Annotated in this window: 25 protein-coding genes; 1 reads left to right on the forward strand and 24 read right to left on the reverse strand. The window is 64.7% G+C overall.

Going from position 1 to position 26,378, the window contains the following annotated elements; translation table 11 throughout:
• Window positions 1-30 precede the first annotated feature (30 nt).
• From WAS25_RS01510 to WAS25_RS01580, 15 genes are all read right to left on the reverse strand, one after another.
• Entirely contained in the window at window positions 31-882 is an 852-nt protein-coding gene (locus WAS25_RS01510) for a hypothetical protein (protein WP_422309615.1), read from the reverse strand.
• 46 nt (window positions 883-928) lie between these two features.
• Window positions 929-1,882: a hypothetical protein gene (locus WAS25_RS01515; protein WP_422309616.1), complete on the reverse strand. Its 954-nt coding sequence runs from the start codon at window positions 1,880-1,882 to the stop codon at window positions 929-931.
• A gap of 251 nt (window positions 1,883-2,133) precedes the next feature.
• A complete protein-coding gene (locus WAS25_RS01520; protein ID WP_422309618.1) occupies window positions 2,134-2,583 on the reverse strand; it encodes a cache domain-containing protein in 450 nt (149 codons plus the stop codon).
• A gap of 206 nt (window positions 2,584-2,789) precedes the next feature.
• Window positions 2,790-4,139 (reverse strand): sigma-54-dependent transcriptional regulator, encoded by a 1,350-nt coding sequence (locus WAS25_RS01525; protein WP_422309620.1) that lies wholly within the window; start codon window positions 4,137-4,139, stop codon window positions 2,790-2,792.
• A complete protein-coding gene (locus WAS25_RS01530) occupies window positions 4,132-6,066 on the reverse strand; it encodes an ATP-binding protein (protein WP_422309622.1) in 1,935 nt (644 codons plus the stop codon). Before WAS25_RS01530 ends, WAS25_RS01525 begins: the two co-directional genes overlap by 8 nt.
• A gap of 113 nt (window positions 6,067-6,179) precedes the next feature.
• Window positions 6,180-6,713, reverse strand: coding sequence for an outer membrane beta-barrel protein (locus WAS25_RS01535; RefSeq protein ID WP_422309624.1), 534 nt, complete (start codon window positions 6,711-6,713; stop codon window positions 6,180-6,182).
• A gap of 208 nt (window positions 6,714-6,921) precedes the next feature.
• Window positions 6,922-7,281, reverse strand: a complete 360-nt coding sequence (gene rplS, locus WAS25_RS01540; RefSeq protein WP_422309626.1) for a 50S ribosomal protein L19 — start codon at window positions 7,279-7,281, stop codon at window positions 6,922-6,924.
• A 98-nt stretch (window positions 7,282-7,379) separates the two neighbouring features.
• Complete coding sequence (gene trmD / locus WAS25_RS01545; protein WP_422309628.1) at window positions 7,380-8,171, reverse strand: tRNA (guanosine(37)-N1)-methyltransferase TrmD; 792 nt, start codon at window positions 8,169-8,171, stop codon at window positions 7,380-7,382.
• Entirely contained in the window at window positions 8,168-8,758 is a 591-nt protein-coding gene (locus tag WAS25_RS01550) for an exopolysaccharide biosynthesis protein (protein ID WP_422309629.1), read from the reverse strand. Before WAS25_RS01550 ends, trmD begins: the two co-directional genes overlap by 4 nt.
• 34 nt (window positions 8,759-8,792) lie before the next feature.
• On the reverse strand, window positions 8,793-9,878 hold the full coding sequence (gene rlmN / locus WAS25_RS01555) for a 23S rRNA (adenine(2503)-C(2))-methyltransferase RlmN (RefSeq protein ID WP_422309631.1): 1,086 nt from the start codon (window positions 9,876-9,878) through the stop codon (window positions 8,793-8,795).
• A gap of 2 nt (window positions 9,879-9,880) precedes the next feature.
• The gene (locus WAS25_RS01560; protein WP_422309633.1) at window positions 9,881-10,141 is read right to left on the reverse strand and encodes a hypothetical protein; all 261 of its coding nucleotides are present in this window, start codon (window positions 10,139-10,141) and stop codon (window positions 9,881-9,883) included.
• Window positions 10,142-10,157: 16 nt separating this feature from the next.
• Window positions 10,158-10,751, reverse strand: coding sequence for a thiamine phosphate synthase (locus WAS25_RS01565; RefSeq protein ID WP_422309635.1), 594 nt, complete (start codon window positions 10,749-10,751; stop codon window positions 10,158-10,160).
• Window positions 10,748-11,740, reverse strand: a complete 993-nt coding sequence (locus WAS25_RS01570; RefSeq protein ID WP_422309637.1) for an aldo/keto reductase — start codon at window positions 11,738-11,740, stop codon at window positions 10,748-10,750. The genes WAS25_RS01565 and WAS25_RS01570 overlap by 4 nt, the downstream gene beginning before the upstream one ends.
• Window positions 11,741-11,843: 103 nt before the next feature.
• Complete coding sequence (locus WAS25_RS01575; RefSeq protein WP_422309639.1) at window positions 11,844-12,776, reverse strand: outer membrane protein assembly factor BamD; 933 nt, start codon at window positions 12,774-12,776, stop codon at window positions 11,844-11,846.
• On the reverse strand, window positions 12,773-13,753 hold the full coding sequence (locus tag WAS25_RS01580; protein ID WP_422309641.1) for an alpha/beta hydrolase: 981 nt from the start codon (window positions 13,751-13,753) through the stop codon (window positions 12,773-12,775). The genes WAS25_RS01575 and WAS25_RS01580 overlap by 4 nt, the downstream gene beginning before the upstream one ends.
• Window positions 13,754-13,839: 86 nt before the next feature.
• Here WAS25_RS01580 and prfB point away from each other — a divergent pair, with 86 nt between their 5' ends.
• The gene (gene prfB / locus WAS25_RS01585; RefSeq protein ID WP_422309643.1) at window positions 13,840-14,946 is read left to right on the forward strand and encodes a peptide chain release factor 2; all 1,107 of its coding nucleotides are present in this window, start codon (window positions 13,840-13,842) and stop codon (window positions 14,944-14,946) included.
• Here prfB and WAS25_RS01590 read toward each other — a convergent pair.
• From WAS25_RS01590 to pth, 9 genes are all read right to left on the reverse strand, one after another.
• Window positions 14,930-15,445, reverse strand: coding sequence for a DUF6677 family protein (locus WAS25_RS01590; RefSeq protein WP_422309645.1), 516 nt, complete (start codon window positions 15,443-15,445; stop codon window positions 14,930-14,932). The genes prfB and WAS25_RS01590 overlap by 17 nt on opposite strands.
• Window positions 15,446-15,564: 119 nt before the next feature.
• Window positions 15,565-18,120, reverse strand: a complete 2,556-nt coding sequence (locus WAS25_RS01595; RefSeq protein WP_422309647.1) for a PAS domain-containing protein — start codon at window positions 18,118-18,120, stop codon at window positions 15,565-15,567.
• Window positions 18,121-18,125: 5 nt separating this feature from the next.
• On the reverse strand, window positions 18,126-18,725 hold the full coding sequence (locus tag WAS25_RS01600; protein ID WP_422309746.1) for a YfiR family protein: 600 nt from the start codon (window positions 18,723-18,725) through the stop codon (window positions 18,126-18,128).
• A 26-nt stretch (window positions 18,726-18,751) separates the two neighbouring features.
• The gene (locus tag WAS25_RS01605; protein WP_422309649.1) at window positions 18,752-20,728 is read right to left on the reverse strand and encodes a TonB-dependent receptor plug domain-containing protein; all 1,977 of its coding nucleotides are present in this window, start codon (window positions 20,726-20,728) and stop codon (window positions 18,752-18,754) included.
• A gap of 250 nt (window positions 20,729-20,978) precedes the next feature.
• Entirely contained in the window at window positions 20,979-22,004 is a 1,026-nt protein-coding gene (gene fbaA / locus WAS25_RS01610; protein ID WP_422309651.1) for a class II fructose-bisphosphate aldolase, read from the reverse strand.
• A 149-nt stretch (window positions 22,005-22,153) separates the two neighbouring features.
• Entirely contained in the window at window positions 22,154-22,420 is a 267-nt protein-coding gene (rpsR, locus tag WAS25_RS01615; protein ID WP_422309653.1) for a 30S ribosomal protein S18, read from the reverse strand.
• Complete coding sequence (gene rpsF, locus WAS25_RS01620) at window positions 22,417-22,806, reverse strand: 30S ribosomal protein S6 (protein WP_422309655.1); 390 nt, start codon at window positions 22,804-22,806, stop codon at window positions 22,417-22,419. Before rpsF ends, rpsR begins: the two co-directional genes overlap by 4 nt.
• A gap of 238 nt (window positions 22,807-23,044) precedes the next feature.
• Window positions 23,045-25,171 (reverse strand): BACON domain-containing protein, encoded by a 2,127-nt coding sequence (locus tag WAS25_RS01625; protein ID WP_422309657.1) that lies wholly within the window; start codon window positions 25,169-25,171, stop codon window positions 23,045-23,047.
• 570 nt (window positions 25,172-25,741) lie between these two features.
• Window positions 25,742-26,326, reverse strand: a complete 585-nt coding sequence (gene pth / locus WAS25_RS01630; RefSeq protein WP_422309659.1) for an aminoacyl-tRNA hydrolase — start codon at window positions 26,324-26,326, stop codon at window positions 25,742-25,744.
• Between the last annotated feature and the right edge of the window lie 52 nt (window positions 26,327-26,378).

Genomic DNA, 26,378 nt, shown 5'->3' on the forward strand with positions numbered 1-26,378 from the left:
TGGATTCACTAGGGTGGGATCAGGCACAGGTCACGAGGGATCGTCGTTGTTGGCGGCCTTCGGCTTCTTGGCCTTCTTCACCTTGGGGGCCTCCGCCTTGGGCGCAGCTTCCACGACCGGCTTGGGTGCGGCCTCGACCTTGGGTGCGGCTTCCGCGGCCTTCTCGACCTTGGGCTCCACCGGAGCGGCGGGCAGCACGATGATGTGGGGGCGACTCTTCTTCGCTGTGTCATCGTAGGCGAGCTTGGGATCCTTCAGGAGCACCTCCTGGACGGATTCGTGGGCGTAATCCAGGAGGAAGAAGACCGGGCCCCAGGACGCGCTGCCTGGATCGACGATCCCCCGGATGAGGGTGGCGGCGTTCACGAGCTGGTCAGGCGTACGGTCCGTGTTGTGCTTCGTGTAGCGTCCGGACTTGTTGTTGATGGTCCAGGAATTGGATGCCTTGTCGTAGAGGATCTCGCCGCTGATGCGGCCAGGTGCGCCGCCGAGGGCAGAGACGTGGCCGAAGTTTTCGCGGGTGCCGGGCTTACGCTTGGACTGGTCTTCGGGGCGGAAGAAGCCCTTTTCATAGGTCCGGCCGAGGGGATGGGGGGCTTCGGGAATGATGCCCACGCGACCCGTGGCGTCGATGACCCAGTTGTAGGGTGCCATCTTCACATCGAGGATGGCCGGGTAGTCCTTGCTCGCCACCTGCAGGTAGGGGTTCAGGATGACCTTGCCCGTCTTGTCCGCCTCGTAGTGCTTGATGTAGGCAGGCTGAGAGAGGAGGCCGAACTGCTTGTCCAGCTGCTCGGGCTCCTGAGCGGCCAGAGGCAGGAAGGAGCAGGCCAGCAGGAGGCGGGCTGCGTTCTGGAGGGTGTGCATATTCATCGTGGGCATTCTCCTTAGGGGTGGTGGATAGGAAACTGGACCAAGGCCTGAGGTCCTACTTTGTGATGGGCCGGTTCATGAAGACGCGCACTTTGGAGCCGCCCCATTTGCCGTCGTCCGGCAGAGCGAGGCCGCCCAGTTCGCTGAAGAGCACCTTGGTCATGAAGCGCTCGCCTTCCTGGTGGGTCTCGGGGTTTTCGTAGAGGGTGAGATCCTCATAGCCGTACGAGAAGTCGTAGAGGAAAATCGGGCCGTCTTCCTTCGTGGTCCAGCCCTCCATGGAGACACCGCAGGGTTCGGTGCCCGGCAGCACGATGAATCCGGGGCGAGCGCGATAGGAGTAGGCCTTGTTGGACACCAGCCTGGTGTCTGAGGGCAGTCCCAGCGCCAGCAACTCGGGCATGTACTTTCCGAAGTCCCCAAGGGTCATCTTGCCGAGGTCCGACAGGGTGATGGTGAAGCTAGCGCCCTTCTCCACATAGCCCTTCAGGGTGCCTCCGGCGGCCATCCCCACGTTGTCCTGGCATTCGGACTCCCCCTTGATGCCGACGACGGTCAGGGGCGCGGCAAGGGTTTTGTCGAGGTTCTCGAAGATGGCCTTCACCGTCACCTTGCCTTTGTCCTCGGCCATGCCTGCCTTGTACTTGGTAGTGATGCGAATGAGGTAGCCCTTCTTCCACAGGGCCTGATCGGCCGTATCCAAGTACTCCTTGGTGGTCATCTCCACCTTCAACGGGTTTTTATCCTTCTCGGTCACCGTGAACCCCTGCTTGGCCGCGGCGGCCTGAAGCTTGGTCCAGATGTCCTTGAAGGCAGCAGCAGGCGAGGCCTTGGTCTTGGCGGGATCGATCAGGAACTTGTACTCCCGTCCCGCCACGTCATCGAGCTTGGGGGCAGGGTGGGCCTGGATCTGGCGGACATACAATGGCTTGGAGTCCTGTGCTTCGAGGCACAAGGCGCTGCCCGCAAGTCCCGCCACCAACAAACCTGCCACGAGTGACTTGATCATGGTATTGCCTCCATAAGAGATTGGACAAAGTCATCCGACTGAGGAATCAGTCGAGGAAAGCGTGCATGGATGGGCCCAGGAACATCTGGGGGGTTCGCATGATGAGCAATCCCCGCGCCATTCTCTACCCAATGGTTGGTTGGTGTAGTTTCTGAGGCTTACGAATCGCCGCGGCCTCCTGCCGAGGGGCCTAGCGCGAATTTCCGCACGAGCTGTGCGGGCTTTCGCTCACAAGGCCGAGGCACTGAAGGTCACTGCTCGTAGACCCCACAGCAGATCACCATCCCGCCCTGGAAGCTGACCAGGCTCCTCTTGACCTGGACCTGCATGGTCTTGGGATTGAGCTTCGTCTCCTCGGTCCACCCGCCCCCCTTCTTCTTAGCCAGGTCGATGCGGTCCTTGATGTAGGACTTACCGTTCTTGTCCTTGGCCTCCAGCTGGTTCACGCCGATCTCCTGGGTCTTCTTCCCATGGGCGAGGACGATGCCCGCTTCGTCGTACACGGTGAGGTAGAGGCGCTTCGTCTTCTGGACATTGAAGCGGCCCGTGGGCCTGGTGACTTCGTTCAGAAAGGCCTCCTTTGGATTGGCCTTCGCGAAGGTCACGGCCTCCTTCATGAATGTCTCGACCTCCTTGGTGTCCTGGGCCACGAGGGTGGTTCCGATCACTGCGGCCAGGAAAAGATGCTTCTTCCAGTTCATCTCGTGCCTCCAGAGGGGTGTGGGAGTGCGGTCAGTCCCCTCGGAACAGGCGTCGACCTGAGAGGGGATCCGGTCCAGGTGCAATCCCTAAGCCATTTCATACCTTATGGGTTAAATAGTTGTTAAATAAGTATTTATTAACTATTTTGATCGAGTGCCATTCTGCGCCCCGCGCGACATCCCGCGTGGACCGGGCAGGCTCCTGCTCAGTCCTTGCCGATGGCAATGCCCAGGACCTTCAACCGGTCGTAGAGGGTCCGGCGGGCCATGCCAAGGATCTGGGCCGCCTCGGTCACGTTGGAATGACAGCGCTGCAGCACCCGCTCGATATGGAGACGCTCCATCTCCTTCATGGTCACCAACTCGGTTTCCGCGGCTCCCTGGGAGGGTCTCCTCCCGTCCAGCCCCAGATCGCCCACCTCAAGTCGGTCGCCCTTCTGTAGCACCATGGCCCGCTCCAGCACGTTGGACAGCTCGCGCAAGTTGCCCGGCCAGACGTAATCCTGCAAGGCGCTTTCGGCCTTGGGGCTGAGTTGCACTTCGGGCCGGCCCATTCGCCTGCAGACACTGCGCAGGATGGTCGCGCCCAGTTGGAGGATGTCCTCGGGGCGCTCTCGCAGGGGGGGGATGCGCAGGGTAAGGGTGCTGACCCGGTAATAAAGGTCGTCGCGGAAAGTCTTGGCATGGACCATCTCTTCAAGATCCCGATTGGTGCTGGCGATCAGGCGGATGTCCACATGGCGGTCCCGGACGTCCCCGAGGCGGCGGAAGGTCTTCTCCTCGAGGGCTTTCAGCAGCTTCGGCTGGATGGCGGGATCCATGTCACCGATCTCGTCGAGGAAGACAATGCCGCGGTGTCCCACTTCCAGCATGCCCTGCTTGGCATTGATGGCGCCCGTGAAGGCCCCCCGCTCATGGCCGAACAACTCGGATTCGAGGAGTTCCCGGGTGAGGCCCGCACAGTTCAGGTTCACAAAGGTTTCTTCCCGCCGTGGACCGTTGGCGTGGAGCCAGCGGGCCAGGACACCCTTGCCCGCGCCCGTTTCCCCGAGAATCAGGACCGGGCTGTCCCACTCGAGCATCAGGCCGGCCTGCTCTTCCAGGCGGCGGATCAAGGCGCTGGTTCCCTGGAAGGGGTTCAGGGGACCGGGCTGCTCTCTTGTCGCCACTTCCTGTCGTTTGCGCAGCCGCTGCTGCTGGAGCAGCCGGCGGACCAGCACCAGCAGGGCCTTGGATTCCACGGGCTTGGTGAGGAACTGCTCGGCCCCTTCCTTGATGGCCCGCACTGCGAGATCGATGGAGCCGTGCGCCGTAAGGATGATGAAGGGTGTGTCCTCGCTCAGGCGCTTGAACTGCGGCAGGAGGTCGAGCGAGGTTCCATCGGGAAGGCTGTAGTCTGCGACCACCACGTCATAGCCCCCGGCCCGGAACAACTCGGTGGCCTTCTGGCAGGTGTCCGATTCGTCCACCTCCATGTCGTTGGCGCGCAGGTAGGCGGTCATCCCGTGGCGGACGGCGGGATCATCCTCGATGATCAGGATCTTCGGCTTAGGCACGGGCTTCTCCGATCAGTTCCATCCGGCGACGGGGGGCGGGCAACTGGAGGGTGACCCGGGCGCCGCCGGCGGGGCCGTTCTCCACGGAGACCGTTCCCCCGTGCTCCTCCACGACGCGCTTCACGATGGAGAGGCCCAGGCCGGTGCCCCCTTTCCGGCGGGTGAAGAATGGCTCGAAAGCTCGGGCCAGGCTCTCCGCCTCGAAGCCCGCGCCTTCGTCCTCGACCGAGAAGACCCACCAGTCGTGCCCCTGGTCGCGGAGGTGGCGCCCACGGACGGAGACGGTTCCCTGGTCCGGGGAATGATGGAGGGCATTCTCCAGCAGGTTCCTGAAGACCTGGTGCATGCGCCGCGCGTTCAGCGGGAGCACCAGCGCCTCGTCATCCAGGGCCAGCCGCACCTTGCAGTTTCTGGAGCGGCTCAAGGCCTCGCAGGTCCGGACCGCGTCATCGAGCAGGGTCCGGACGCGGCAGGGCTCCGGGTTGAGCGTCCTTGGCTCGCCGTAGTCCCGCAGATCGTTCATGAGCCCCTGGATGCGCTCTGCGCTCTCCCGCAGGGCTCCGAGGAAGGAGCGGTAGCGGGGTTCGTCCCCGAAGGTGGCCTCCAGGGCATCGAGGTTGATGGAGATGCCGTAGACCGGGTTCCGGATCTCATGCACCACGCCTCCCACGAGGGCGCGAAGGGATTCCTCCGCGCGCCGGCGCTCTGAGATGTCGGTGCACATGCCGGCCATTCGGGCGGGGCTGCCATCACTGCGCCACGCCACGACCTTGCCCGCATCAAACACCCATAGCCAATCCCCGGAACGGGTCCGCAACCGGTATTCGGCCTGCAACCCGGGAAGCCGACCTTCCAGGTGGGCGTTGAGCGCAGCCTCGGTCTGGAGCCGGTCTTCCGGATGAATGAGCTCAAAGCCAGCCTGCAGGGTGGGTTGGATGGCTCCTGTTTCATAGCCCAACATTCCGAACCAGCGGGGGCTTCGGTACATGCTTCCCGACTCGAGATTCCAGTCCCACAGCCCCTGCTGGGTTCCTTCCAGGGCGTGGTTCAAGCGTTCTTCACTGGCCCTCAGCTCGGCCTGAGCCACCTTCAGGGCCGTGATGTCCCGGGAGATGCCGGCGATGCGGTGGATGCGGCCCCACTTGTTCCGAACGGGGGTGAGGATCGTCTGGAAGGTTCGGATTTCCTGGGTGACGAGGTGCTCTTCTTCAAACTGGAGCGGAGCGCCCTCCTCGAGGACCCTGCGGAAATGAGAGATGAGCTGGCCCGCGCTGCCATGGCTCAGGCAGGACTCCGGGGAGCGTCCGGCGAAGTCCGGGTTGAGGAAGCTGCCCGCCGCATGCAGGGGTGGATTCACGGTTTCGAAGGTCATCTCGCCCTGCTCGGAGATGCCTAGGACATAGATCCAGTCATACAGGTTATGGAAGAGCCCTTCGAACTTGTATTGCGATTCCTCCCGTTTGAAGGCGCCCGCTTGAGCTGGAGTCGGTCCCCGCTGGGAGGCGAGTCTTGCCCGGGCACGGCGAAGAGCCCCGGGTGCCTGGGTGGCGGTGGCATAGATCTCCTGCACACCTTCCTGGAGGTAAGTGTCCCCTAGGCCCTGCTGGCTCCGGGGAATCTGGACCAGGACGGGCAGACTCGCATGGTGCGCTCGGAAGGTCCTGATGCGGTTGACCCAGTCCGCAGTGGATTTTGAAGCCCGGAGAATCAGTGCATCCGAGGTTCGTCCTTCGAATGCGTCGAGTTCTGCTTCAGTCCAGTGGGTGATGTCCAGACAGGAAAGGTCAGGTTCTCCCGACGCACCAAAGACTCGCCGGAGTTCGGCCTGAGCGTCCGCGGGAAACCCCACCAGCAGCAGCCGGGCAGGGGCAGAATGGGCAGGTGCATTGGTATCCACGGTCACGACCCTTGGCGTGAGGCCGATCATCGCACCACTTCCCAGGAGGTGTCTGTGATGGCCACCCCAAGCTGGGAGAGGCTCCACCGTCCGAAGCCTGGCAACTCGGGTGTGCCAGAGGCCAAGGTCGTCCGGGGCTTGCCCTAGAACCGGATGGTGATGCCGGCCTGCAGGGCATCCGCCGTGAAGCCGCTGGCCACCTGGGAGTGCAGCCAGCGGGCCTCGGTGCCGACGGTGGCGTTCCACTGGTAGCCGACGCCGAAGGCCAGGCCAGCCTTGGTGGTGTTGCTGCTCACCTTGGAGGTGGGGTCCTTGTGTTCGAAGGACCAGCGAATGGCGGCCAGACCGGCGGTGAGGTAGAGGCCCTCGGGCTTGCCCGCGATGAAGTAGAGGTAGTCGCCTCCCAGGCTGAGGTAGGAGGCGGTCTGCTTCACGGTGGCGAAGGAGGCTTCCGGATAGATGCTGTAGTCGAGGCGGGGCCGCACCATGTGCCCGTCGCCCAGGTCGAAGGTCCCATGGACCCCGATCCCGGGGCCGGGCTTGCTGTCCACATAGCTCTTGAGGTCGCCCAGGGGCACGTTGACCAGACCCTGCACGCCGTATCTGGGTGCCTCGGCCTGAAGGGACACGACTGCAGAGGCCAGGATGGCCAGGATGGGAAGCGACGAGGTTTTCATGATTCCTCCGGGATTGGCTGCCATGGCTGGATCAGCTGAGGTGCCCGGGATCATTTTCCCACAGAAGGCCAGCAATGGAGCAGGATTAGTGCAGAAAAAGCCCAGCTAGAAATTAAGATCTAGCTCGGGTTAGTCACTTTGGCTTGGGGATTATCCAACAACGAAAAGGCGCCCGGATGGGCGCCTTTCGACCACGCAGGAGGAGGGGTTATACGCCGCCGTCGGTGCGGCGCTCCTTGAGACGGCCGGCCTTGCCGAGCTTCTCGCGGAGGAAGTAGAGCTTGGCGCGGCGGACCTTGCCATGGCGGATGACTTCCAGCTTGTCGATGGTGGGGCTGTTCAGGGGGAAGATGCGCTCCACGCCCACGCCGCTCGCCACCTTGCGGACGGTGAAGGAGGTGCGCATGCCGCCGCCCTTGATGCCGATGACGATGCCCTGGAAGAGCTGGATGCGCTCCTTCTCGCCTTCCTTCACCTTCACGTGCACCTTGACGGTGTCGCCGGGCTGGATGCGGGGCAGGTCATGGCGAAGCAGGCTGGCTTCGAGCTGATCGATGATGTGGCTCATGTGGGCTCCTGGGCCAGCGGTCCCAGAGTGGACATGGCTCGAAAGTCCCCAGACGGGGAGTCCAATAGTTTAGCGGAACCCTGGGGAAAGGGAAGCGGTCATTCAGACTGCCACCCCTTCCACCCCTTGGGCTTCGGTCGCTCCCAGTCCTCGGGATGCTCCACCTGCCAGGCGCACCACTGGGCGGGGCGGTCCAGGCCGGAGAGTCGCTCCTTGAGGTAGGCCACCCACAGGTCGGGCCGGAGCCGCTTGGTCCTGGCCATGGCCTCGCGGAGGCGCCAGAGCCGGATGGCCCCGTGGTCGCCGCCCTGGAGGACGGCGGGCACCTCTAGGCCCCCGAAGCTGGCTGGCCGTGTGTAGTGCGGGTGGTCAAGCAGGCCCGTGGCAAAGCTGTCCTGTTCGGCGGAGGCTTCATTGCCCAGCACGCCGGGCAGCCAGCGACAGACGGCGTCGATGAGGAAGAGGGCCGGCAGCTCCCCGCCGCTGAGCACGGCTTCGCCGATGCTGAATTCCTCGTCGATGCAGGCCTCCACGGCGCGCTGGTCCAGCCCCTCATAGCGGGTGCAGACAAGGAGCAGCTGATCCAGGCGCGCCAGTTCCAGCACCCTGGCGTGGGTGAGGGGCGGGGCGGCCGGACTGAAGTGGATGACGCGGCCCGAACCCCGCCGCGGTACAGAGGCGAGGGTGTCGCGCAACACCTCGGGGCGCAGCACCATGCCGGGGCCGCCGCCAAAGGGGGCGTCGTCCACGTGGCCGAAGGCGTTGCCAGCGAAGGGCCGGTAGCTGTGGGTATGCAGGCCATGACCCAGCTCCCGGAAGGCGCGACCGGTGATGCCCAGCCGGGCCGCCTCGAAGAACTCGGGAAAGAGGGTGAGGGCGTCGAACCTCATGGCAGCAGGGCGCGCAGGGCTGCGCGGGTGGCTTCGATCACCAGCTGCGCGGAGAGGGCAAAGTAGATGGTGGTCACCAGGCTGAAGCCGGCCCCCAGCCAGGCGAGGAGGGGCCATTCCTCGAGGAGGCTCACGCCCAGGAGAACCAAGCCGATGGCTGGAAGGACATTGGCGAAGGGCAGCAGCACTGGCAGGGCGGCCAGGAAGGCGGTCCAGCTCACCAGGAAGCCAAGGGTGCGCCGTCCCGGAGTTTGACGTGGGGCCGTTCTTGTTCCGAGCCAGGCGATGCGCGCCTCCACCTGGGCCAGCAGTTCCTTGACCCGCCCCCGCTGCATTTCGAAACGCTGCAGAGGCTCCGGCAACCAGAGGTGGGCACGCCCCCACCACAGCTGCAGGCCGAGGGCTAGGGTGCCGAGGCTCAGGACGTTGGCCACCCCGGGGATGAAGGTCAAGAGCGCCAGGATCAGTAGGGCAAGCCCATAGGTCTGCTCGCCGGCGTGATCCAGCAACTCGCGCACCGAGACAGTCCCGTCCTCCTCCAGGAGCTGATCCAGGAGACGGAAAAGGGACAGTGGCGGGCCGGGCATCGCTTCAGGATGCCTGAAACCGCTGCCAGTCAGCTCAGGAACCTCGCCGGGGCTGTCGCACCAGCTGGCCGCAGGCGCCGGCCACATCCTGGCCGCGACTGCGGCGGACGCTGACCGGGATGTCCGCCTCCGATAGCAGGCGGCAGAGCGCACTGATTCGGGCCTCCTCGGGGGGCTCGAAGCCGGAGCCCTCGTGCGGATTGAAGGGGATTAGGTTCACCTTGGCAGGGAAGCGGCGGGCGAAGGCGACCAGGCGGCGGCCGTCCTCCAGGCCATCGGTCACGCCTTTCAGCAGCACGTATTCCAGGGTGATGCGCTCGCCGGACTGCAGGGGGAAGCGGCCCAGGGCCGCCGCCAGGGCCTCGAGGTTCCAGACGCGGTTCACGGGCATGATGGCCGAGCGGTGGGCGTCCGTGGTGCCGTTCAGGCTGAGGGCCAGCCGCGGGCGGCGGGTGCAGGCGCCCAGCCGGTCGATGCCGCTCACCAGGCCCGAGGTGGACACCGTGATACGGCGGGGCGGGATGGCCAGACCCTCCGGATCCGTGAGCGTCTCGAAGGCGGCCATGAGGTTGTCGAAGTTGTGCAGTGGTTCGCCCATGCCCATGAAGACCAGGTTGATGGGCCGGCCTTCTGCGTGGCCTTGGTGGTTCAGCATGGCCACCACCTGGCCCACGATCTCGGCCGCCGTCAGATTGCGGATGATGCCCATCTGCCCCGTGGCGCAGAAGGTGCACCCCATGGCGCAGCCCACCTGGCTCGAGAGGCAGAGGGTCACCCGATCCTCATAGGGCATATGGACGCCCTCGATCTGGCGGCCGTCGAGCAACTCGAAGACATGCTTGGTGGAACCGTCCGCAGAAGGCTGGCTCTGGACGATGCTCGGCCAAGCCAGGTCCACCTCCGCCTCCAACCTCGTCCGGAGGGCCTTGGAGAGGTGGGTGAACTGCTCCCACCGCGTCCACCGCTGACGTAGCAGGCCGGAGAAGACCTGCTTCCCGCGCCAGCCCGGTTCGCCCAGATCCGTCAGCAGCGAGCCCAGCTCGGCCCGGCAGAGGCCCGCGGCGTTGGGACGCGAAGCGGGTCCGGCTTCGGGTGCCGGGGCGTCCCATGGAGCGAGCATGCTCAGTCCATCCGGATCTTGAAGGACTTCATGAGGTGCAGGTCGTCCTCGGAGAAGGGCAGGGAGGCTTCCGCATCCTCGGAACTCGAGGCTTCCCGGGGACCGATGCTCACGGGGGAGGCCTCCAGGATGAGCATCAGCCCATAGCCCTTGGCCTGGATCTGGAAGGCGAGGTCACGGCAGTGGTCGTCCTCGGACAGGGCCTTGACCAGGGAATCGCCCAGCTCGCTCACCAGGTGATGCAGGTGATCTGGCAAGTCCATGGCCCCTCCCTCGACTTCAGGATAACAGTGGGGTCCCATCGTCCGGTCGATCCGCCCAGCGCCCCCGGAACTGGGCCACGGCCCCAGCGGGATCGCCACCCCAGAAGGGGCGGATGGCGGCGATCCCGGCCAGGCGGGGGTGCCGGAGCCCGGGGGCGGTGTCCGGAGCCACGCCACCAAGGGCGAGCAATCGGGGGCCTGAAACAGGGAGGCCGTCGAGGAAGTGGTGCAGGCGCTGCAATCCCCAGGGGGCGGCCTTGCCGGGGGTGGCGAAGACGGGCGCGACCAGCAACTGGTCCACGGCACTGCGGGCAAGCCACTGTCCCTCATCGTGGAGGGGGCGGGACAGGGGCACGAGGCCGGGGTCGACCTGCGGATAGGCTTCCGGTGCGTGCAGGCCACAGCCAGCGGCCAGGGCCACCTCCAGGCGGCCGCCCAGCCAGAGCTCCACCTCGGGAGCGGTGTCCTGGCACCAGCGGGCCGCATCGAGGAGCGCGCGCGCGGACAGGGCCTGCTCTCGGATCAGGAAGGCATCCACTCCGCTGGCGAGGACCGCGCGCCAGGTCCTGGGGTCAAAGCCGAGGCCCTGGGTGATGGCCAGGAGAATCATCCGAAGAGGCTTCCCAGAGCGATGGGGTCGAGCTTCGGCGCGGCCATGACGGCCACATTCTCGGCCACGTGGACGGCGCGGCCCATGCCGCAGAGGGCCGTGGTCACCCCCGGGCAGGAGCGGGTGAACTGGAGGGCGGCCTGGGCCGGCGTCTGGAGGCCTAGGGCTTCGGCGAAGCCATCGGGCAGCTGGCGGAGGATTCGCGCCTGCATGATGGAGGCTGAGGTCTGCACGGAGAGCCCGGCGGCCTGGGCGGCAGCCAGGGGGGTCATGGCGGTGCCGCCCATGGGCTGGGTCGGGGCCAGGTAGGCTTCGGGCATGGCCAGGTTGAGCGGCAGCTGGATCCAGCGGAAGTGGTGGTCCCGGCCCCCGGCGTCCACGGCGGCACCCAGTAGCCCCGCCAGGCTGAGGTGCCCCTCCTGACCAGGCGGAACCCGGAAGCCGTTCCAGGTTGCCACGCCATAGGCGCGGATCTTCCCGGCCGCCACGAAGCCCTCGCAGGCCTCGAAGGCCCGCTCGATCATGGCGTAGAACGCCTCGGGTCCCAGGTGGGCCAGTTGCTGCTCCGGGTTGTGGAGGTGGAACAGGTCCACCGTTTCAAGGCCCAGGGCCTGCCGACTGAGCTCCAGCTGGTGGGCCAGGTAGCGGGGTGTCATGGCGTGGCACCCATCCACCAGGTCCTCGGGGGAGAGGATGCCGGGCGCCTCGAACACCCGGTGGAACCAGGCGCGGGGGCCCTCCTCCGGATCGGGAGCGTCGGGCATGGGGATGTAGCCCGCCTTGGTGGAGACGAAGAAGCCGTCCCTGGGAAGTTTTTTGAACGCAGCGCCCAGGGCGCGCTCCGACCGGCCGCCGCGGTAGTTGGCGGCCGTGTCGAAGACGGTGCCACCGGCGGCGAAAAAGGCGCCTGCCGCCTCGGTGTAAGCCGCGTCGGCGGCATCCGTGGCAGGGCCGAGGTAGGTGCCGAGGCCGAGGGTGCTCAGGTCCATGGGGCGCCTCCAGGATGGGGTCATGGCTGAAGGGGCGGGCTTGGCCCGCCCCTTCAGCGGGGGCCCGGGGGTGTTCGCGTCAGCGAGGAACCCCCGGACAGCATCAGCTATCCAGCTCTTCCTTGATGCCAGCCGTGGTGCCCATGGTGATGAGGCGGTCGGCCGCGCGCCGAGCCCACTCCGAGCCCGGGTAGCTCTCCACCAGCTTCTGGTAGTAGCTCTTGGCCTCAGCACGGTAGCCCTTGATCTGCTCCTCGCTGAAGGCCCGGAAGTCCTTTCCGTACTGCTCGACCTGCTCCTTGGTGAGCGTCAGCAGGTCCTCCTTCCCGAGCTTGGCGGCGTAATCCTTGTTGAACTGGGCGAAATCCCCGTCCGCGAGGAGGCGCTGGCGCATGGCTTCGCCCAGGTAGAAGTAGGCCCGCTCCCGGTCCACATAGTCGGGATAGGTTTCCAGCAGGCTCTTGAGCCGGCGCTCGGCACCGAGGTAGAAATAGGTGTTCACGTAGAAGACGCCGACGATCAGCTCATGCTCGGCGATGCGGCGCCAGCATTGGAGGATCTTGGCCCGGGTCTCTCCGGCATAGGGACTCCCCGGGGCCTCGGCGAGCAGCTGCTGGAAGCCGGCCAGGGCCTTGCGCGTCTCAGTCTGGTCGCGCTCGGCGCTCTCGATGGAGGAGAAGTGGCACAGGGCCCGGTGGTACATGGCATAGTCCCGCAGCTCGTGCCGGGGGAAGTAGTTCAGGAAGCTGGCGTACTCGACCTCGGCTTCGGGGTAGCTGGGGCTGGATTGGAAGAAGAAGCTGTCGCCCAGCATGAGCTTGGCCTTGGGGAACTCGGCCGATCCCGGCAGGTACTGTTCCAGGTGCCGCAGGGTCGTGCGGGCCTCGTTGAACTTGCCCTGCTTCATCAGCTTGTCGGCGGTGGCCAGCAGCTCTGTGGCCGTGACGCCCTTGTCGACGGCCTTCGGCTTCTTGCAGCCCAATCCCAGGCCGGCCAGGGCGGCGGTCAGGGTCAGGGCGGTGAGGATGCGCTTCATGCGGACTCCGGAGACAGCACTTCAGTCATGACGGGACGGGGGGATGGGTTCCAGGCCTGTTGCAAGGATTCGAGCCAGGGTTCGGTCAGGGCCTGGGCCTGGGCCCGGAGTCGGTCGTGGAAGACTTCGTGGAGGAAGTCGGGCAGCCGGTGCCGCTCCAGGAGCTCAGGACGGACCGAGGACCAGAGGGCGTCGGAGGCGTCTGGATCCACCACGGTGTCCGTCCCGGATTCCAGCAGCAGGATCGGGCGGTCCAGCTCATGGCCCAGGGGTAGTATTTCCGCCCGGCCCTCATCTAGGGCGGCGCCAAAGGCGGCCGTGGCCCAACGGTGGCAGAGGGGGTCGGCCTCGTAGCGCTGGACGAGGACGGGGTCGGAGCACACGCGGCTCTTGTCGCCGTGCAGCAGGACGGGACGGTGGGGCATGACCCAGCGCAGCAGGCGGGACAGGACCACGAGGAGCTTGGAGTTGGACTTCACGGAGACGGCGGGGCTGGAGAGGATCAGGCCATCCAGGGTGTCCGCATGCCAGAGCAGGGTGAGGAGGGCGATGAGTCCGCCGAAGCTGTGGCCGAGGATCACCTGGGGGCAGACGGGCAGGGGCGGCATGGGCACACCATCCACCACGCGGGCGCTGGCGCCTACGCGGGAGGCGTCGTGGCGCCGCTCCTGCCGGAGGAAGAGGGCGAGATCGTCCACGAAAGCGCGAATGCCCACGGCATCGCCCCGGATGCCCCCGGAGCGGCCAAACCCGCGAAAGTCCATGCTGGAGACGGACCAGCCGAGTCCGTGCAGCCAGTGGGCCACGTGCCGGTAGCGCTCGCCGTGCTCACCGTAGCCGTGGGCGATCACCACCCGGCCTTTGGGTTGAGGGTGCTCCCACCGGGCCCAGGCCAGAGGCACCCCTCCATGCCCGGACAGGACCCCACGCAAGGTGGGCTCCAGGTCGGCGGGGATCACGGGGATGAATCCAGACATCCAACCAGAATAGCGTGGGGACGGCCTGGAGCTTCTTGCCTTAAACTCAAAGGTTCCCCGAGATTACGGGGCCGGAGAGGCAGACGATGGATTTCGAGAGCCTGGTGCGGGCCAAGAACGAGCTGGAACCCCGCGTCCAGCAGCTGGTCGCCCACCTGGACCCCGAACGCAAGGCCCTGGAGTTGGAACAGATCGAGGAACGGACCACCACCCCGGGGTTCTGGGACGATCCGGATGCCGCCAAGCCGCTCCTCCAGAAACGAGGCTCCATCACCAACGACATCGCCCTCGCCAAGCGCCTCTCCACCGGGGTCGAAGACCTGGAAACGGGCCTGGAGCTGGCCCGGGAGGACGGGGACATGCTGACGGAGGTCGAGGCCGTCGAAGGCGACCTGCGCAAGGCCGTCGAGGACGCCGAACTGCGCATGATGCTCAGCGGCGAGCTGGACAACAACCACGCCATCGTGGCCATCGCGCCAGGAGCGGGCGGCACCGAGAGCCAGGACTGGGCGGCGATGCTACTGCGCATGTACCTGCGCTTCTGCGAGGCCAAGGGTTGGGCCACGGAGATGATCGACTACCAGGATGGCGAAGAGGCGGGCATCAAGGGCGCCACCTTCATCGTGGATGCGCCTTTCTCCTACGGTTACCTGAGGGCCGAGGCTGGCGTCCACCGCCTGGTGCGCATCAGCCCCTTTGATTCCGCCAAGCGCCGCCACACCAGCTTCGCCGCCGTGTACGTGAGCCCCGAGCTGGATGACACCATCAACGTGGACATCCCTGAGAAGGATCTGAAAATCGACGTGTTCCGGGCCAGCGGCGCCGGGGGCCAGCACGTGAACCGCACGGAATCCGCCGTGCGCTTCACCCACCTGCCCACGGGCATCGTGGTGAGCTGCCAGAACGAACGCAGCCAGATCAAGAACCGGGCGACGGCCCTGAAGGTGCTGCAGGGCCGGTTGTATGAACTCGAGCAGCGGAAGTTCCTGGACAAGGTGGCCGCAGCCAGCGGCGACAAGGCCGACGTGGCCTGGGGCAGCCAGATCCGCAGCTACGTGCTCCAGCCCTACCAGATGGTGAAGGACCACCGCACCGGCGCCGAGACCAGCCAGACCCAGAAGGTGCTGGACGGGGATATCGACGTGTTCATCCGCACCCAGTTGCTGGCCAAGAGCCTCAAGGCTGAGGGCTAGCGAGGTCCTTGGCCTTCTGGATCTGCTCGTCCTTGGGCAGTCGGAAGATCCAGCGCCCGGTGATGCGGTCCCAGAGATCGAAGCAGCAGAGCCAGTTGAGCAGCCCGGCGACCATCACGTAAGTGGCGCCATACTCCTGGGTGAGGGTGCGCACGGGCTCTGTGCCCGCCCCGCCGAAGGCCGCGGCGAAGGCGCCGTAGAGGGGGCCGATGCCCAGGGTGCCCAGGGCGCCCAGGGTGGGCAGCCAGGAGCCCTGCACGGGCACGAAGATGCCGCCCTTGACGCCGGCCACGGCGCCAAGCTGCATCTGGAGGGCGCCGAGCACGCAGAAGAGCACCCACACGCCGAAGAAGGCCTTGGCCCGGCCCTTCTCGCCGATCAACCAGTAGCCGCCCCCGGGCACCAGCCACTGGACGAGCAGGGGTTTCCAGGCAGCCTTGAGGGCCTTCTGGCGGCGGAGGGGCATGGGCAGCTTCAGGACTGGCGTGGGCTCGGACATGGCTTCAGGTTACCTCAGTCTCAGAGGGGGGCCGCCAGGGCCTTTCCCGCCAGGTGCCAGAGCCCCCTTCCTCCGCTGCTTCGTGCGGCAAACCGGGACGAGGCTGGCGGGTAGGGCCTTCATGAAATCGCCCCCCCGAGGGAGTCGAGGTGCTGCTGAAGCGTCCCAATACTGAAGGGTTTGGCCAGCAGAGTGACGCCTTGATGGCTCCCCACCAGGTCGATTGCGGCCTGGTCTGCCCGTCCTGTGACAAGTAGGACCGGGACATGTGGGCAGATGGCACGAAGGCGCGGCAGAGTCCCAGCCCCGCCCAAGCCGGGCATGTTCATGTCCAGGAGGACCCAATCCGGTTCAGCCCCCGTCTCGAGCACCGCCAGGGCCTCTTCGCCGCTGGAAACAGCCGTCACGCTGTGACCCAATTTTTTGCAGATCGCCGTGAGGGCGCCCCGGAGGATGTCATCGTCGTCCACCAGGAGCACCTGCAGGGCCCTCTGGGCGCACGTGGGGAGAGGATCCTCCAGTGCCGCCTCGGTCGGGGCCGTGATATCGCAGGATGGGAACCGCATCCTCACACGGGTGCCCACTCCGGGTTCGCTCTGAAGCTCCAACTGCCCTTGGTGGGATTTGACGGTGCTGTAGACCAGGGACAAACCCAGCCCAGTCCCTTTTCCGATCCCCTTGGTGGTGAAAAACGGATCCAGGGCCTTATCCAATACTTCTTTGGGCATTCCCGTCCCGTTGTCCTCGATGCCGACCTCGATCCAGTGGTTGTCCACGTTCCGGGTGCGCAGGGTCAGCGTTCCGCCCTCAGGCATGGCATCCACGGAATTGACACAGAGGTTCATGAAGGCGTGGGTCAGGGCGCTGGCATCGCCACGGATGGGGCGCAGGTCTTCGGCCAGCTCAAGGTCCAAGCGGATCTTGGCAAGGGTGGTGCGCTCCAGCAGATGAACTTCCTCCCGCAGAATGGTGTTCACTTCGAGCTCTTGCAGCTCGGCGGGACTTTGGCGGGCGAATCTGAGCAGGCTCTGGACCATCTTTCCACCGCGTTGAGCCGCCCGCATGATGGTGTCCAGGGACCGGTATCCCTGGCTGCCCTCGGGCTGATCTTCGATGCCCAGCTCAGCCATGCCGAGGATGGCGCCGAGGACATTGTTCATGTCGTGGGCGACCCCTCCGGCTAGGCTTCCGAGGCTCTCCATCTTGCTGGCCTGTTGCAGTTGGTTCTGCAGTCTCTCCCTCTCATCCTCGGCCAGCTTGCGCGCTGTAATGTCAGTGGACGTGCCACAGAGGCCATAGATCGAACCCTCCTGATCCTTCAGGGGGACCTTCACGGACCAGAAGGTGCGTGGCTTCCCGTCGGAAGGCCTGAGATTCGTTTCCTGGGTGGCAATGGTCTCGCCCTGCTCGATGACCCGGCGATCGAATTGCTGGATCTCCGTCAACGAGGGACCCGAGAAGAAGGCGGAATCGTCCTTGCCAACGATTTCCTCAGCGGGCAGACCGAAGAGCTCGCAGACCTTGCGGTTCACATAAGTGAATCGGAAATTCCTATCCTTGATGAAGATGTAGGCATCGATGGAATTGAGAATTTCGTTGAGACGATGCTCGCTTGCCCGAAGGGCCAATTCCGCCTGCTTCCGATCCGTGATGTCCATGAGGGTGCCGCGCAGCACCAACTCGCCCGAGGCCTCCCGGAAGGTGGCTGCCGTCGAATGCACCCAGCGGGTGGACCCGTCAGGGAGGCTGAGCCGATGATCCAGGGAGAGGGACTCGCCCCTGGAGAGGACGGCCTGGAGCGCTCCCTGGACCTGAGGGAGATCCTCCGGATGAATGAGTGGCCGGAAGCCTTCCAGGGTGGTTGGCAGTTGATTGACTCCGCACACCCGGAGGACTTCCTCTGAACACTCCACCTGATGGGTGGAAGGGGCGACCATCCAGTTCCCAAGGTGCGCCATCTGCTGGGCCTCCAGCAGCCTTGACTGGCGAGCCCGCAGTTCGTCCAGCATGCGGTTGAAAGCATCAACCAGAAGGCCCACTTCGTCCTGACTCTCCCGAACCACCCGATCGCCGAAATCACCATGCTCGGCGACCCGGCGAGCCACATCGACCAATCGCAAGATGGGATCCGCCACGACGCGACCCACCCGGAGCGCGAAGGCCAAGGCGCCTCCCGCGATCATCAGGGTGAGGGAAAACCCGACCAGCAGTCCCCAGCGCATCCGGGCATAGACGTAGGAGAGGTCCGACCTGAGGTACAGAGTCCCGAGAAACTCCCCCTGACGGACGATGGGATGGGACAGATGGTAGCCTCCGTCCTCAAAGGCGCGGCCAGCCTTGGGGGGGCGGAGGGGCAGGCGGGACGCGGATATACCTTCCCGGCGATAGTGCGCGAAGGGCTGCCCGTTCCGGTCGAAGAGGACCGCCATCTCGATTGGGCGCTGAAACCTTAGTGAAGCCAAGAGGCGCTCGGACTCTTGGGCGTCCCGGAATTCCAGGGAGGCCGTGGCTCCCTCCCCCAGGACATCTGCCAAGACGGCCAGCTCCCTTTGGGCCGATTCACGGGAGCTCGTGGCCTCGATGGCCAGAAAGGCCCCCAAGGCCAGCAGGAGCGCCAAACCTGCCGTGAGCATGATCCCCAGGACCAGCTTTCGATGAAGGGACAGCGGGCTCATCCACCTCATGGCTGTGCCGATGGTTTGGAGATGATGCTTTTGGCCAACCTCAGGGCCTTGGGCTCCACTCGGAGATGAGCCTGCTCAAGGGCAGTGAGGTTAACGATGAACCGGAGTCGACTCGATTCCTCTACCAGGCCGAGGGCGCCGCCGAGCTCGCAAAAACGGGGTGTCTCCCCGACCGTGAGCACCGACTGCGCGGCAAGCTTGTCCCGCATTCCCGGGAAGTGCTGTTCTTGTCCCTTTGGGAAAAAGAGGACATGACACCTCTGGACGTCAGCGGGGGTGCTGAATCGCTTGACGACCAGCTTCCGCCCCATCACCCGGCCGTCATGAAGGGCCTTCAGGGCGGTCACCAGGGGGTCGTCGCCCAGGACTCCCACCACGAAATCTTCACCCTCTGCAGACAGGATGCGGTCGGGCCATTGGGTGTACTTGGCGAAGACCACGAGGAATGCCGCACGGACTTCACTCTCGGTCTTCCCCTCTGCATTCAGCATCGCTGAATTGGCGAAGAGGCTGGAGCTGAGGACAAGAACCCCACTCGCCCTGAAGGCAAAAGCGAGGGTCATCGTCAGACCATGTCTCAGCCAAGATCGAAGCACATTCAACTCCGTCGCCCGTTCCACTCCTACCAATGGAGGCCGATCGAGGCGCCAACCTCACGGCTGGTGCCTCGGAGGATGGGGGACTGCAAGGCACCTCCGGCACCCTTGGCATCGTGCTGACCGCCGAGGTTGAGGCCGTAAAGCGAGAGGGTCAGGTGCTTCGAAAGGTCCCAGTTGAGGTTCACCTGCCCTCGCAAACGTGCACCGATCTCCTCGAAGGTGGGGGTCCCAAGGTAGTTCCCGATCCGATGCCCACCGATGTATTGGAGCCCGGCATAACCGTTCAGGCTTCCTTGGACAAAGCTGGCGAACAGGTTTGCCGTCTCCTTGGCGGTGTAGACGTAATCGAGGTGGTCCTTGTCTTTGAAGGACAGGAAGGTGGCATTGCCTCCCAGGGTCAGCTGACCCAGCGTTTTCTGCAGCATCAACTCAATCCCTCGGTTCTTGGACTGGCCCGAGATGTTCACATACTGTCGTGTGCCCGATGGGGGCGGCGTGGGGAGCACGGTCCTGCGTGCGATCAGGTCATCGAAGGTCATTTCGAAGACCGTGGTGTCGAGCGTCCAGCCATGCCAGGCCTGACGGTACCCAAGTTCAATACTGTCGATTTGTTCGAATTTCAGATCAGGGTTTGGAATGATCCTCGAGGGTGTGGTGGCTGAGATGCGAGCCTCTAGGACCTGGGGGCTTCGGGCGGACGTGTAATAACCGAAGCGCAGATGGCTGTTCTCCGATGGTTTGTAGCTCAGGATGGCCCGGGGTGCGGCGTGGCTTCCGCCCATGGAGTCCTTCTCGTATCTGCCACCCAGACTGATGGCCCAGGCGGGCAGGAACTCCCAGTCCCCCTGCAGAAAGATGCCCCAGGCCTGATCCCGGGCTCCCCTGATGGGTCCACCGAGGACGGACGAGGACTTGGAGTTGCGCGCATCCCAGCCTGCCACGAGGTGGAGATTCCCAGCGGGATCGGCGTTGACCTGGAAGGACACCTGCTTGCTGTCGTAATTGATCAAGGTGGATTCAGGGGCGAGGAAATCTCCAGTCACGGAACGGAGGCCGAGGGAATGGACAGTGAGTTCTGTCCGAAGGCTGCCGACCCATGTCTGCTGCCAGCCCAACTTGGAGAACTCGGTTTCGAAGCGTTCATAGGGGATGACGAAGCCGCTCCCGAAGTTGGTACCCGTGACCTTCTTGGATGCGCCGGCAGAGAAGGAAAGGATGGTGGCCCCGAGGCTGTAGTCACCCCGCAGCAAGCCCTTGGACTGGTGGGAAGCGTCATGGGTAAGCTGCTCGGCCTGGACAGGGGTCGGGCGCAGAAAGGCGCTCACGGCTCCCAGGGGGCGATAGGGGAAGCCACTGTCCTGGCTGGAGCCCCCGTCAAATCCGAAAGCCAGATTCAGGCGACCTAGCTGGTGGGTCAGGTCGCCGGTGTAGTGCTGCTTTCCTTCCGCCACGCCCAGGTGGGCCGAAAAGGACGGTTCGCTGGCCTTTCGTGTGTAGATGGCGATGACACCCCCCACAGCCCCCGCACCGTATAGCGGGGAGGAGGGACCACGCACGATCTCGATTTTCTCGATCAGGCCCAGGGGGATGGGCAGGTTGTCAAGGTCCACGGCACCCCGCACCGAGTTGTAGAAGGGCACGCCATCGATGAGGACCTGGATGTTCTTGGGGTAACCCTCCGTCAGGTTCCCTCGGACCCCTGCGTAGGTGTTCTGCGGATCCATATCCAGCAGGCTGACGGAGGTGGCCTGGCGCAGCACGTCCTGCAGTCGGTAGACGCCCATCCGCTGGATCTGCGATCGGGTGATGACCTCAATGGCTTGGGGGCTCTCCAGGGCCTTCTGGACTCGTTTGGAGGCGCTCACGATGGGGGTATTGAGGATGTCCAGGAGGTCGTCCGGGCGATCATCCTCGGGTTTGACGGGCACCTGGGCTGCCAAGCCAGAGGCCAGCAGTGGCGAAAGGATTGCCAGAGAAAGTGCCGTGGAGCGCAGGTTCATCCAAGACCAACCTGGTGAGGGAATTTAGAAGGAGAATCGGAAGTGGACTCAGAATATACCCGCTTGCCCAAGGCATAGGTAACCAGAGGATTCAATTATTTCCGACCTATCGGGCGACCGGGCACCTTTCGGGTGCGAGCCTGACGCTTGGGCCCTTTCAGCCGACCTCTAGATTGGGAATTCGCAACCGCCAGATTTGAGGAGAGTTCGCTGGGGTGGCTTATTCAGAAGCCGAGTGTGTCCCCAGCCTTCAGATCCGGCCCATGCTCTTGCCGGCGCAGCGCAGGTCGTGGCAGGCGCGGATGACGCGGTCGGCCATGCTCTGCTCGGCCTTCTTCATGTAGGGGCGGGGATCATAGGTCTTCTTGTTGCCCACCTCGCCGTCCACCTTGAGCACACCGTCATAGTTCTTGAACATGTGGTCGGCGATGGCGCGGGTGAAGGCGTACTGCGTATCGGTGTCGATGTTCATCTTGATCACACCGTAATCGAGCGTCTCGTGGATCTCATCGAGGCTGGAGCCCGATCCGCCGTGGAAGACCAGCAGGGAGCTGGCACCGCCACAGGCCTTGGCGATGGCGGCCTGGCCATCGCGCAGGATGCTGGGCTTCAGCACCACATTGCCCGGCTTATAGACGCCGTGCACGTTGCCGAAGGTGGCGGCCAGCATGTAGCGGCCGATGGGGGCGAGGGCCGAGTGGGTGGCCACCATGTCCTCGGGCGTGGTGTAGAGCTTGTCCTTGCCCACGTGGCTGGTGTCGTGGCCATCCTCCTCGCCACCCACCACGCCGATCTCCACTTCCAGGATGAGTTCGCTGGCGGCGCAGCGCCTGAGCAGCTCCGCGGACTTGACGATGTTGTCGGACAGGGCCAGCTCAGAGCCGTCGAACATGTGGGCGTTGAACAGGTTCGGACGACCGGCGGCGCGCCGGGCTTCGGTCTCGGCGATGAGGGGCAACACGAACCCTTCGAGATACTTCGGGGCGCAGTGGTCCGTGTGCAGGGCCACATTCACCTCGTAGTGCTGGGCCATGTAGTGGACGTAGTCCGCCAGCGCGATGGCGCCCTTGGCCATGTCCTTCACACCCAAGCCGCTGATGAACTCGGCACCCCCCGTGGACACCTGGACGATGCCGTCCGCGCCGGCGGTCTTGAGGCCCAGGAGGACGGCGTTGGCCGTCTCGGTCGAGGTGACGTTGAAGGCGGGATAGGCGAACTTCTCCTGTTTGGCCTTCTCGAGCATCTTCACGTATTGGGTGGGGTTCACGACGGGCATGGCGGCCTCCGGATCGGTACCCTTCCAACCTACCAATGCGGAGGAGTCTTTCAAAAAGGAACTTTCGGCGGAATTCCGAATCCCTGGCCCTGTCTGGAAAAGCAAAGGGACCCGAGCGGGTCCCTTTGCGCATGCTTCTGGAGCCGGAACTAGTCGGTGGCGAAGGGCAGGAACGCAATGTTCCGTGCGCGCTTGATGGCCTCGACCAGCTCGCGCTGGTGGACGGCGCAGACGCCACTGGTGCGGCGGGGCAGGACCTTGCCGCGCTCGGGGGTGAAGGCCTGGAGGGTCTTCACGTCCTTGTAGTCGATCATGAGGGACTTCTCGACGCAGAACTTGCAGAACTTGGCGCGTCGTCCCCCAAAAGCCTTCTTCTTCTTGGGCTTGCCCTTCTTTGCATCGGCGCGGCGCTTCATCCCATCACCTCTTCAGCGGAACGTTCCTTGATGCCGGCCTGGGCCTTGCGCTTGGCTTCGCGCTCGATGCGCTGCTTGGTGCGGCCCGCGGCCTTCTCGGCCACGTCCATGCGCACGCTCAGGTACTTGATGACGGCGTCGTTGTTGCGGAAGCGGCGCTCGAGCTCGGCGATGAGCGTCGGGCCGGCGTTCATTTCGAAGAGCGTGTAGTAGCCCTCGCTGAACTTCTGGACTTCGTAGGCCAGCTTCTTGCGGCCCCACTTGTCGGTCTTGAGCAGCTCGCCACCCTGCTCGGCAATGATCCCCTCATACATCTTGACGAGCTCATCGCTCTGCTCGTCCGTCAGCGTGGGGGAGGCGATGAAGATGGTCTCGTAGCGACGCATCTGTCCTCCTTGTGGATGTGAAGCCCCCTTTGGTGTTCCAGGGAGCAAGGAAGAGCCCTCCAGCGGAGGACGCGAAGGAACAGTTTCGCCCGGAAAGAGCTTGAAATCAATGAAAAGTCCTGACGAGCGGCCACCCCAGCCCAAGCGAGGAGGGGGGACCTGCGGAGCAGCTCGGGCCACCCGGAACCACTGCCCGTCGCCACGATCCAGCGACAGGCGGTGGCCCGACTGCTTGGGATTAGTTGCTCGGCAGGTCCTGGAGGTAGACGCCGGCTGAGCCCGAGCTGGGCAGGAACAGGCTGAATACCCTGAGGCCGTCCGCGCTGAGGGCCAGACCTCGGTGGCGGAGGCTGCGGTAGGCATAGGTCGAGCTGTTGGAACTCAGGTTGCCGCGGCCAATGCCTGAAGGACCGTCGTAGCAGAAGATGTCCTGGAGGGCGTAGTAGCCGTCGATCCCCCCGACCACCAGACCGTTCCAGGAACTCACCATGGCGTTCGGGTAGGGCGCGCCAGGCAGCCGCTGAATGAGGGTGTTTGTGGCCACGGCCGTGGCGGGGAAATCGTAGGTGCCACCGCTGGCGGTGTAGATCCGATCTCCATTGGCACTGAAGCAGGCCTCCCCCTCACGGCCGGAGACATCGAGGGCGTTGGCCCCCCAAGATGCGGTCAGCAGGCCGCCGTTCAGGGCGGTCCAGTCCACCTTCATGGCGCCACCCCAATGGGTCACCAACATGGTCTGATCCGGCGATGGCTTCAGGGTGAGGGAACTGCCAAGCAGGTTGAGGTTCAGGCTGAGGATGATCGTGTTGGAAGTCAGGTCGTAGGCGATGCCACCGGGTACGATGAGCATGGGGATGCCTGCAGGGTGAAAGACGGTCACCGCCTGTACCCATTCGGATGAATGGAAGGTGTGCAGTTTCGTGCCATCGACCGGGTCCACGGCCACCACGCCCAGGTTCGTGGGGTCGTGCACGAACAGCATGCGACCATCCTCGCTGAAGGTCATGTTCCCGGGAGCGGCCGCCACGTTGCTCAGGGTGCGCACCAGGGTGCCGTCGAAGGCGTTGTAGAGGCGGACTTCGGGCGCAACCCCATCGTTCAGTGCCAGCAGGGGTTCCACGGGGCTGGCAGCCTGATGGGTGGCGGGATAGTCGAGGGTGACCGTCGACGCGTCATGGGAGGTGATGTGCAGGCCCACCCGAATGGTGGGCTGGTTCTCCACGGAGGCGTCGCCGGATCCCAGGGTCACTGTGGCGAAGTGTGTTGTCTCCGCGGCCAGGCCCGCCGGGTCGGCGGTGAGGGTCAAGGCGCCGCCGGTGACACCGGAAGGCGTGACGGTGAGCCAGGCGCTGTCCGACGTGGCCGTCCAGGGCACATTGGTCCGCCCAAGGTTGGACAGGATCGAGATGCTGCGGGTCAGCACACTGTGGCTTGGAAGCTTGCTGAAGGCGACGCCCAGGGTGGCTGGCACGAGGCGGTTGGCATCCAGGTTGAGGACCACATGGCGGGTGGCCTGCAAAGTCTGACTCTTGACCTGGACCGTGACCTGCAGGTCGCCTTCATAGGTGCCGCTCCTCAGGCCCGTTGGATCCACGGACACCTGGACCAAGGCGCCGGCGCTATTCACGAGGCCGCTGCCGAGATTGACTTTGAGCCAATTGCCCCCGCCGCTGGTCTGTGCCGTCACCGTGTAGGCGTGGGACGCGCTGCCGGAGCCAAGGGCGAAGGCCTGGGTTTGGGCCGTCAGGGCTAGCCGGCCGTCGCTGCCGCCGAATACCAGGGTTGTCCCACTCAGAGTCAAGGTCGGGGCGTACACCACCACGGTGACTGGGAGGCTGGCCGTATCGGATGCATCGAGCTTGGCCGTGGCGGTCAGCGTGGCGTGGTAGGTGCCGGGCGTAAGGCTGCTGGCATCCACGGTGACGCCGATGGTTTGGTTGCCGTTGAGCGTGCCCGAAGGCACCTGCAGCCACGCTGCGCTGCTGGACAGCGTCCAATCTCGGCTGGGTGCATGGATGGCCACACTGTGGCTGGAGGTCTCACTGGCTCCGCCATACAAGAAACTCTGGGTGATCTCGGGCGAGGTGATGGCCACGACGTCGGCGATGGTGAGCGTCACCGTGATGTTCTGGGTTTCCAGGATGTTGCCATTGGCGTCGCCCGTGCCCACCTGGAAGGTGGCCGTGTAGGTGGCTGGAGGCATCTGGGTCGAGTTGACAGTGATGGTGACTGCGTATTCGGTGCCGGCGCCAGTCATGCCAACTCCCAGCCAGCTGGGAAGGCTTGTGCCGTTGGTGGTTCCGGCCCCCACATAGGCCACCTTGGTGCCCGTGACATGCATGTTGATGACCAGGGAAGCGGGCACGGGGGAGCCACCTTGCCTGGCAGTGAAGCTGGCGGAGTGGCTGGTGAGGGTGAACCCCCCAGGGTTGCTGCTGCCACCGCCTCCACCGCCACAGGCCCAGAGGCACACGAGGAGCAGGAGACCCAGCCAGCGGGATCTTTGAAAGAGATTGAACCAGACTTTTTTCATGCGGAATGGCCTATGAAGAGGAAGTAGAAATTGTATTTCACACCCTCTCCGTCCTGCAACGAATCGTCATGCTTTTAGGCCGCCTATCGTCGATCCGTCAATGAATTGAGTTTCAAATGGCCCATTTCGCAGACCGATGTCGTCGAAATGTCGCGAAACGTATTGCTGAGCGCTGCGGGCAATCCCCGAGCAGACCACCGTCAATAGATTTCCCGTCCCGCAATTCCCCCTGTGCCTCCACCGCGGCCCGGCTACAACAGCCTTCGCCGGCCATCAATGACGTCGCCAGTGTCCAATCCTCGGCCTTGCTCTGAGGGGGGCGGAGGGGGCCAGTTGTGCACCCTTTCTGCGGCAGGTGGGCCCCCTAGATCCTGGCGCGGGGCTCCCCGGAGAGGACCCTTGTCACTCAGGATCTCGAACCAGATTCCAAAACCCCGCCGGATTCACCTGGTTTCCCAGACCACTTAGCGTCTCGGCAGCGCTCAGCAACTCGAGGAACCGGGCGAAGGGGGCGTCGAGAGCGTCGAGGCGCTCCCACTCCGGGTCGGTCCAGTGGCCGAGCACGAAGTCGGCCAGGGGGCGCTCGAAGGGCCCGATGCCCAGGCGCAGCCGGGCAATCTCCTCGGTGCCCAGGCACTCGAAGACCGAACGCAGGCCATTGTGGCCGCCATCCGAGCCGTCCAGGCGGAACCGGCCCACGCCCAGGGGCAGGTCCTTGTCGTCATGGAGCAGGATCAGCCGGCGCGGATAGATCCCCGCCGCCGAGGCCTGTAGGCAGGCCTCGCCAGACAGGTTCATGTAGGTGGTGGGGACGAGGGCTTGAAGCTGGCCGGTCAGGGGGTAAAGGGTGCCTGAAGGGAAGCGCTTCGTGGGCACGGGCGCGAGGTTCCGGTCCGCCAGCCAGCGCTGTAGGAGTAGGCGACCTAGGTTGTGGCGGGTGTCCTGGTATTCGGGGCCGGGGTTACCCAGCGGCACAAGGGTCCACATAGGAGCCTTTATACAACACGGGCGCCAAACGGCGCCCGCGCAGGAATGAATG

This window comes from Geothrix sp. (assembly GCF_049292215.1).
GTDB lineage: Bacteria > Acidobacteriota > Holophagae > Holophagales > Holophagaceae > Geothrix.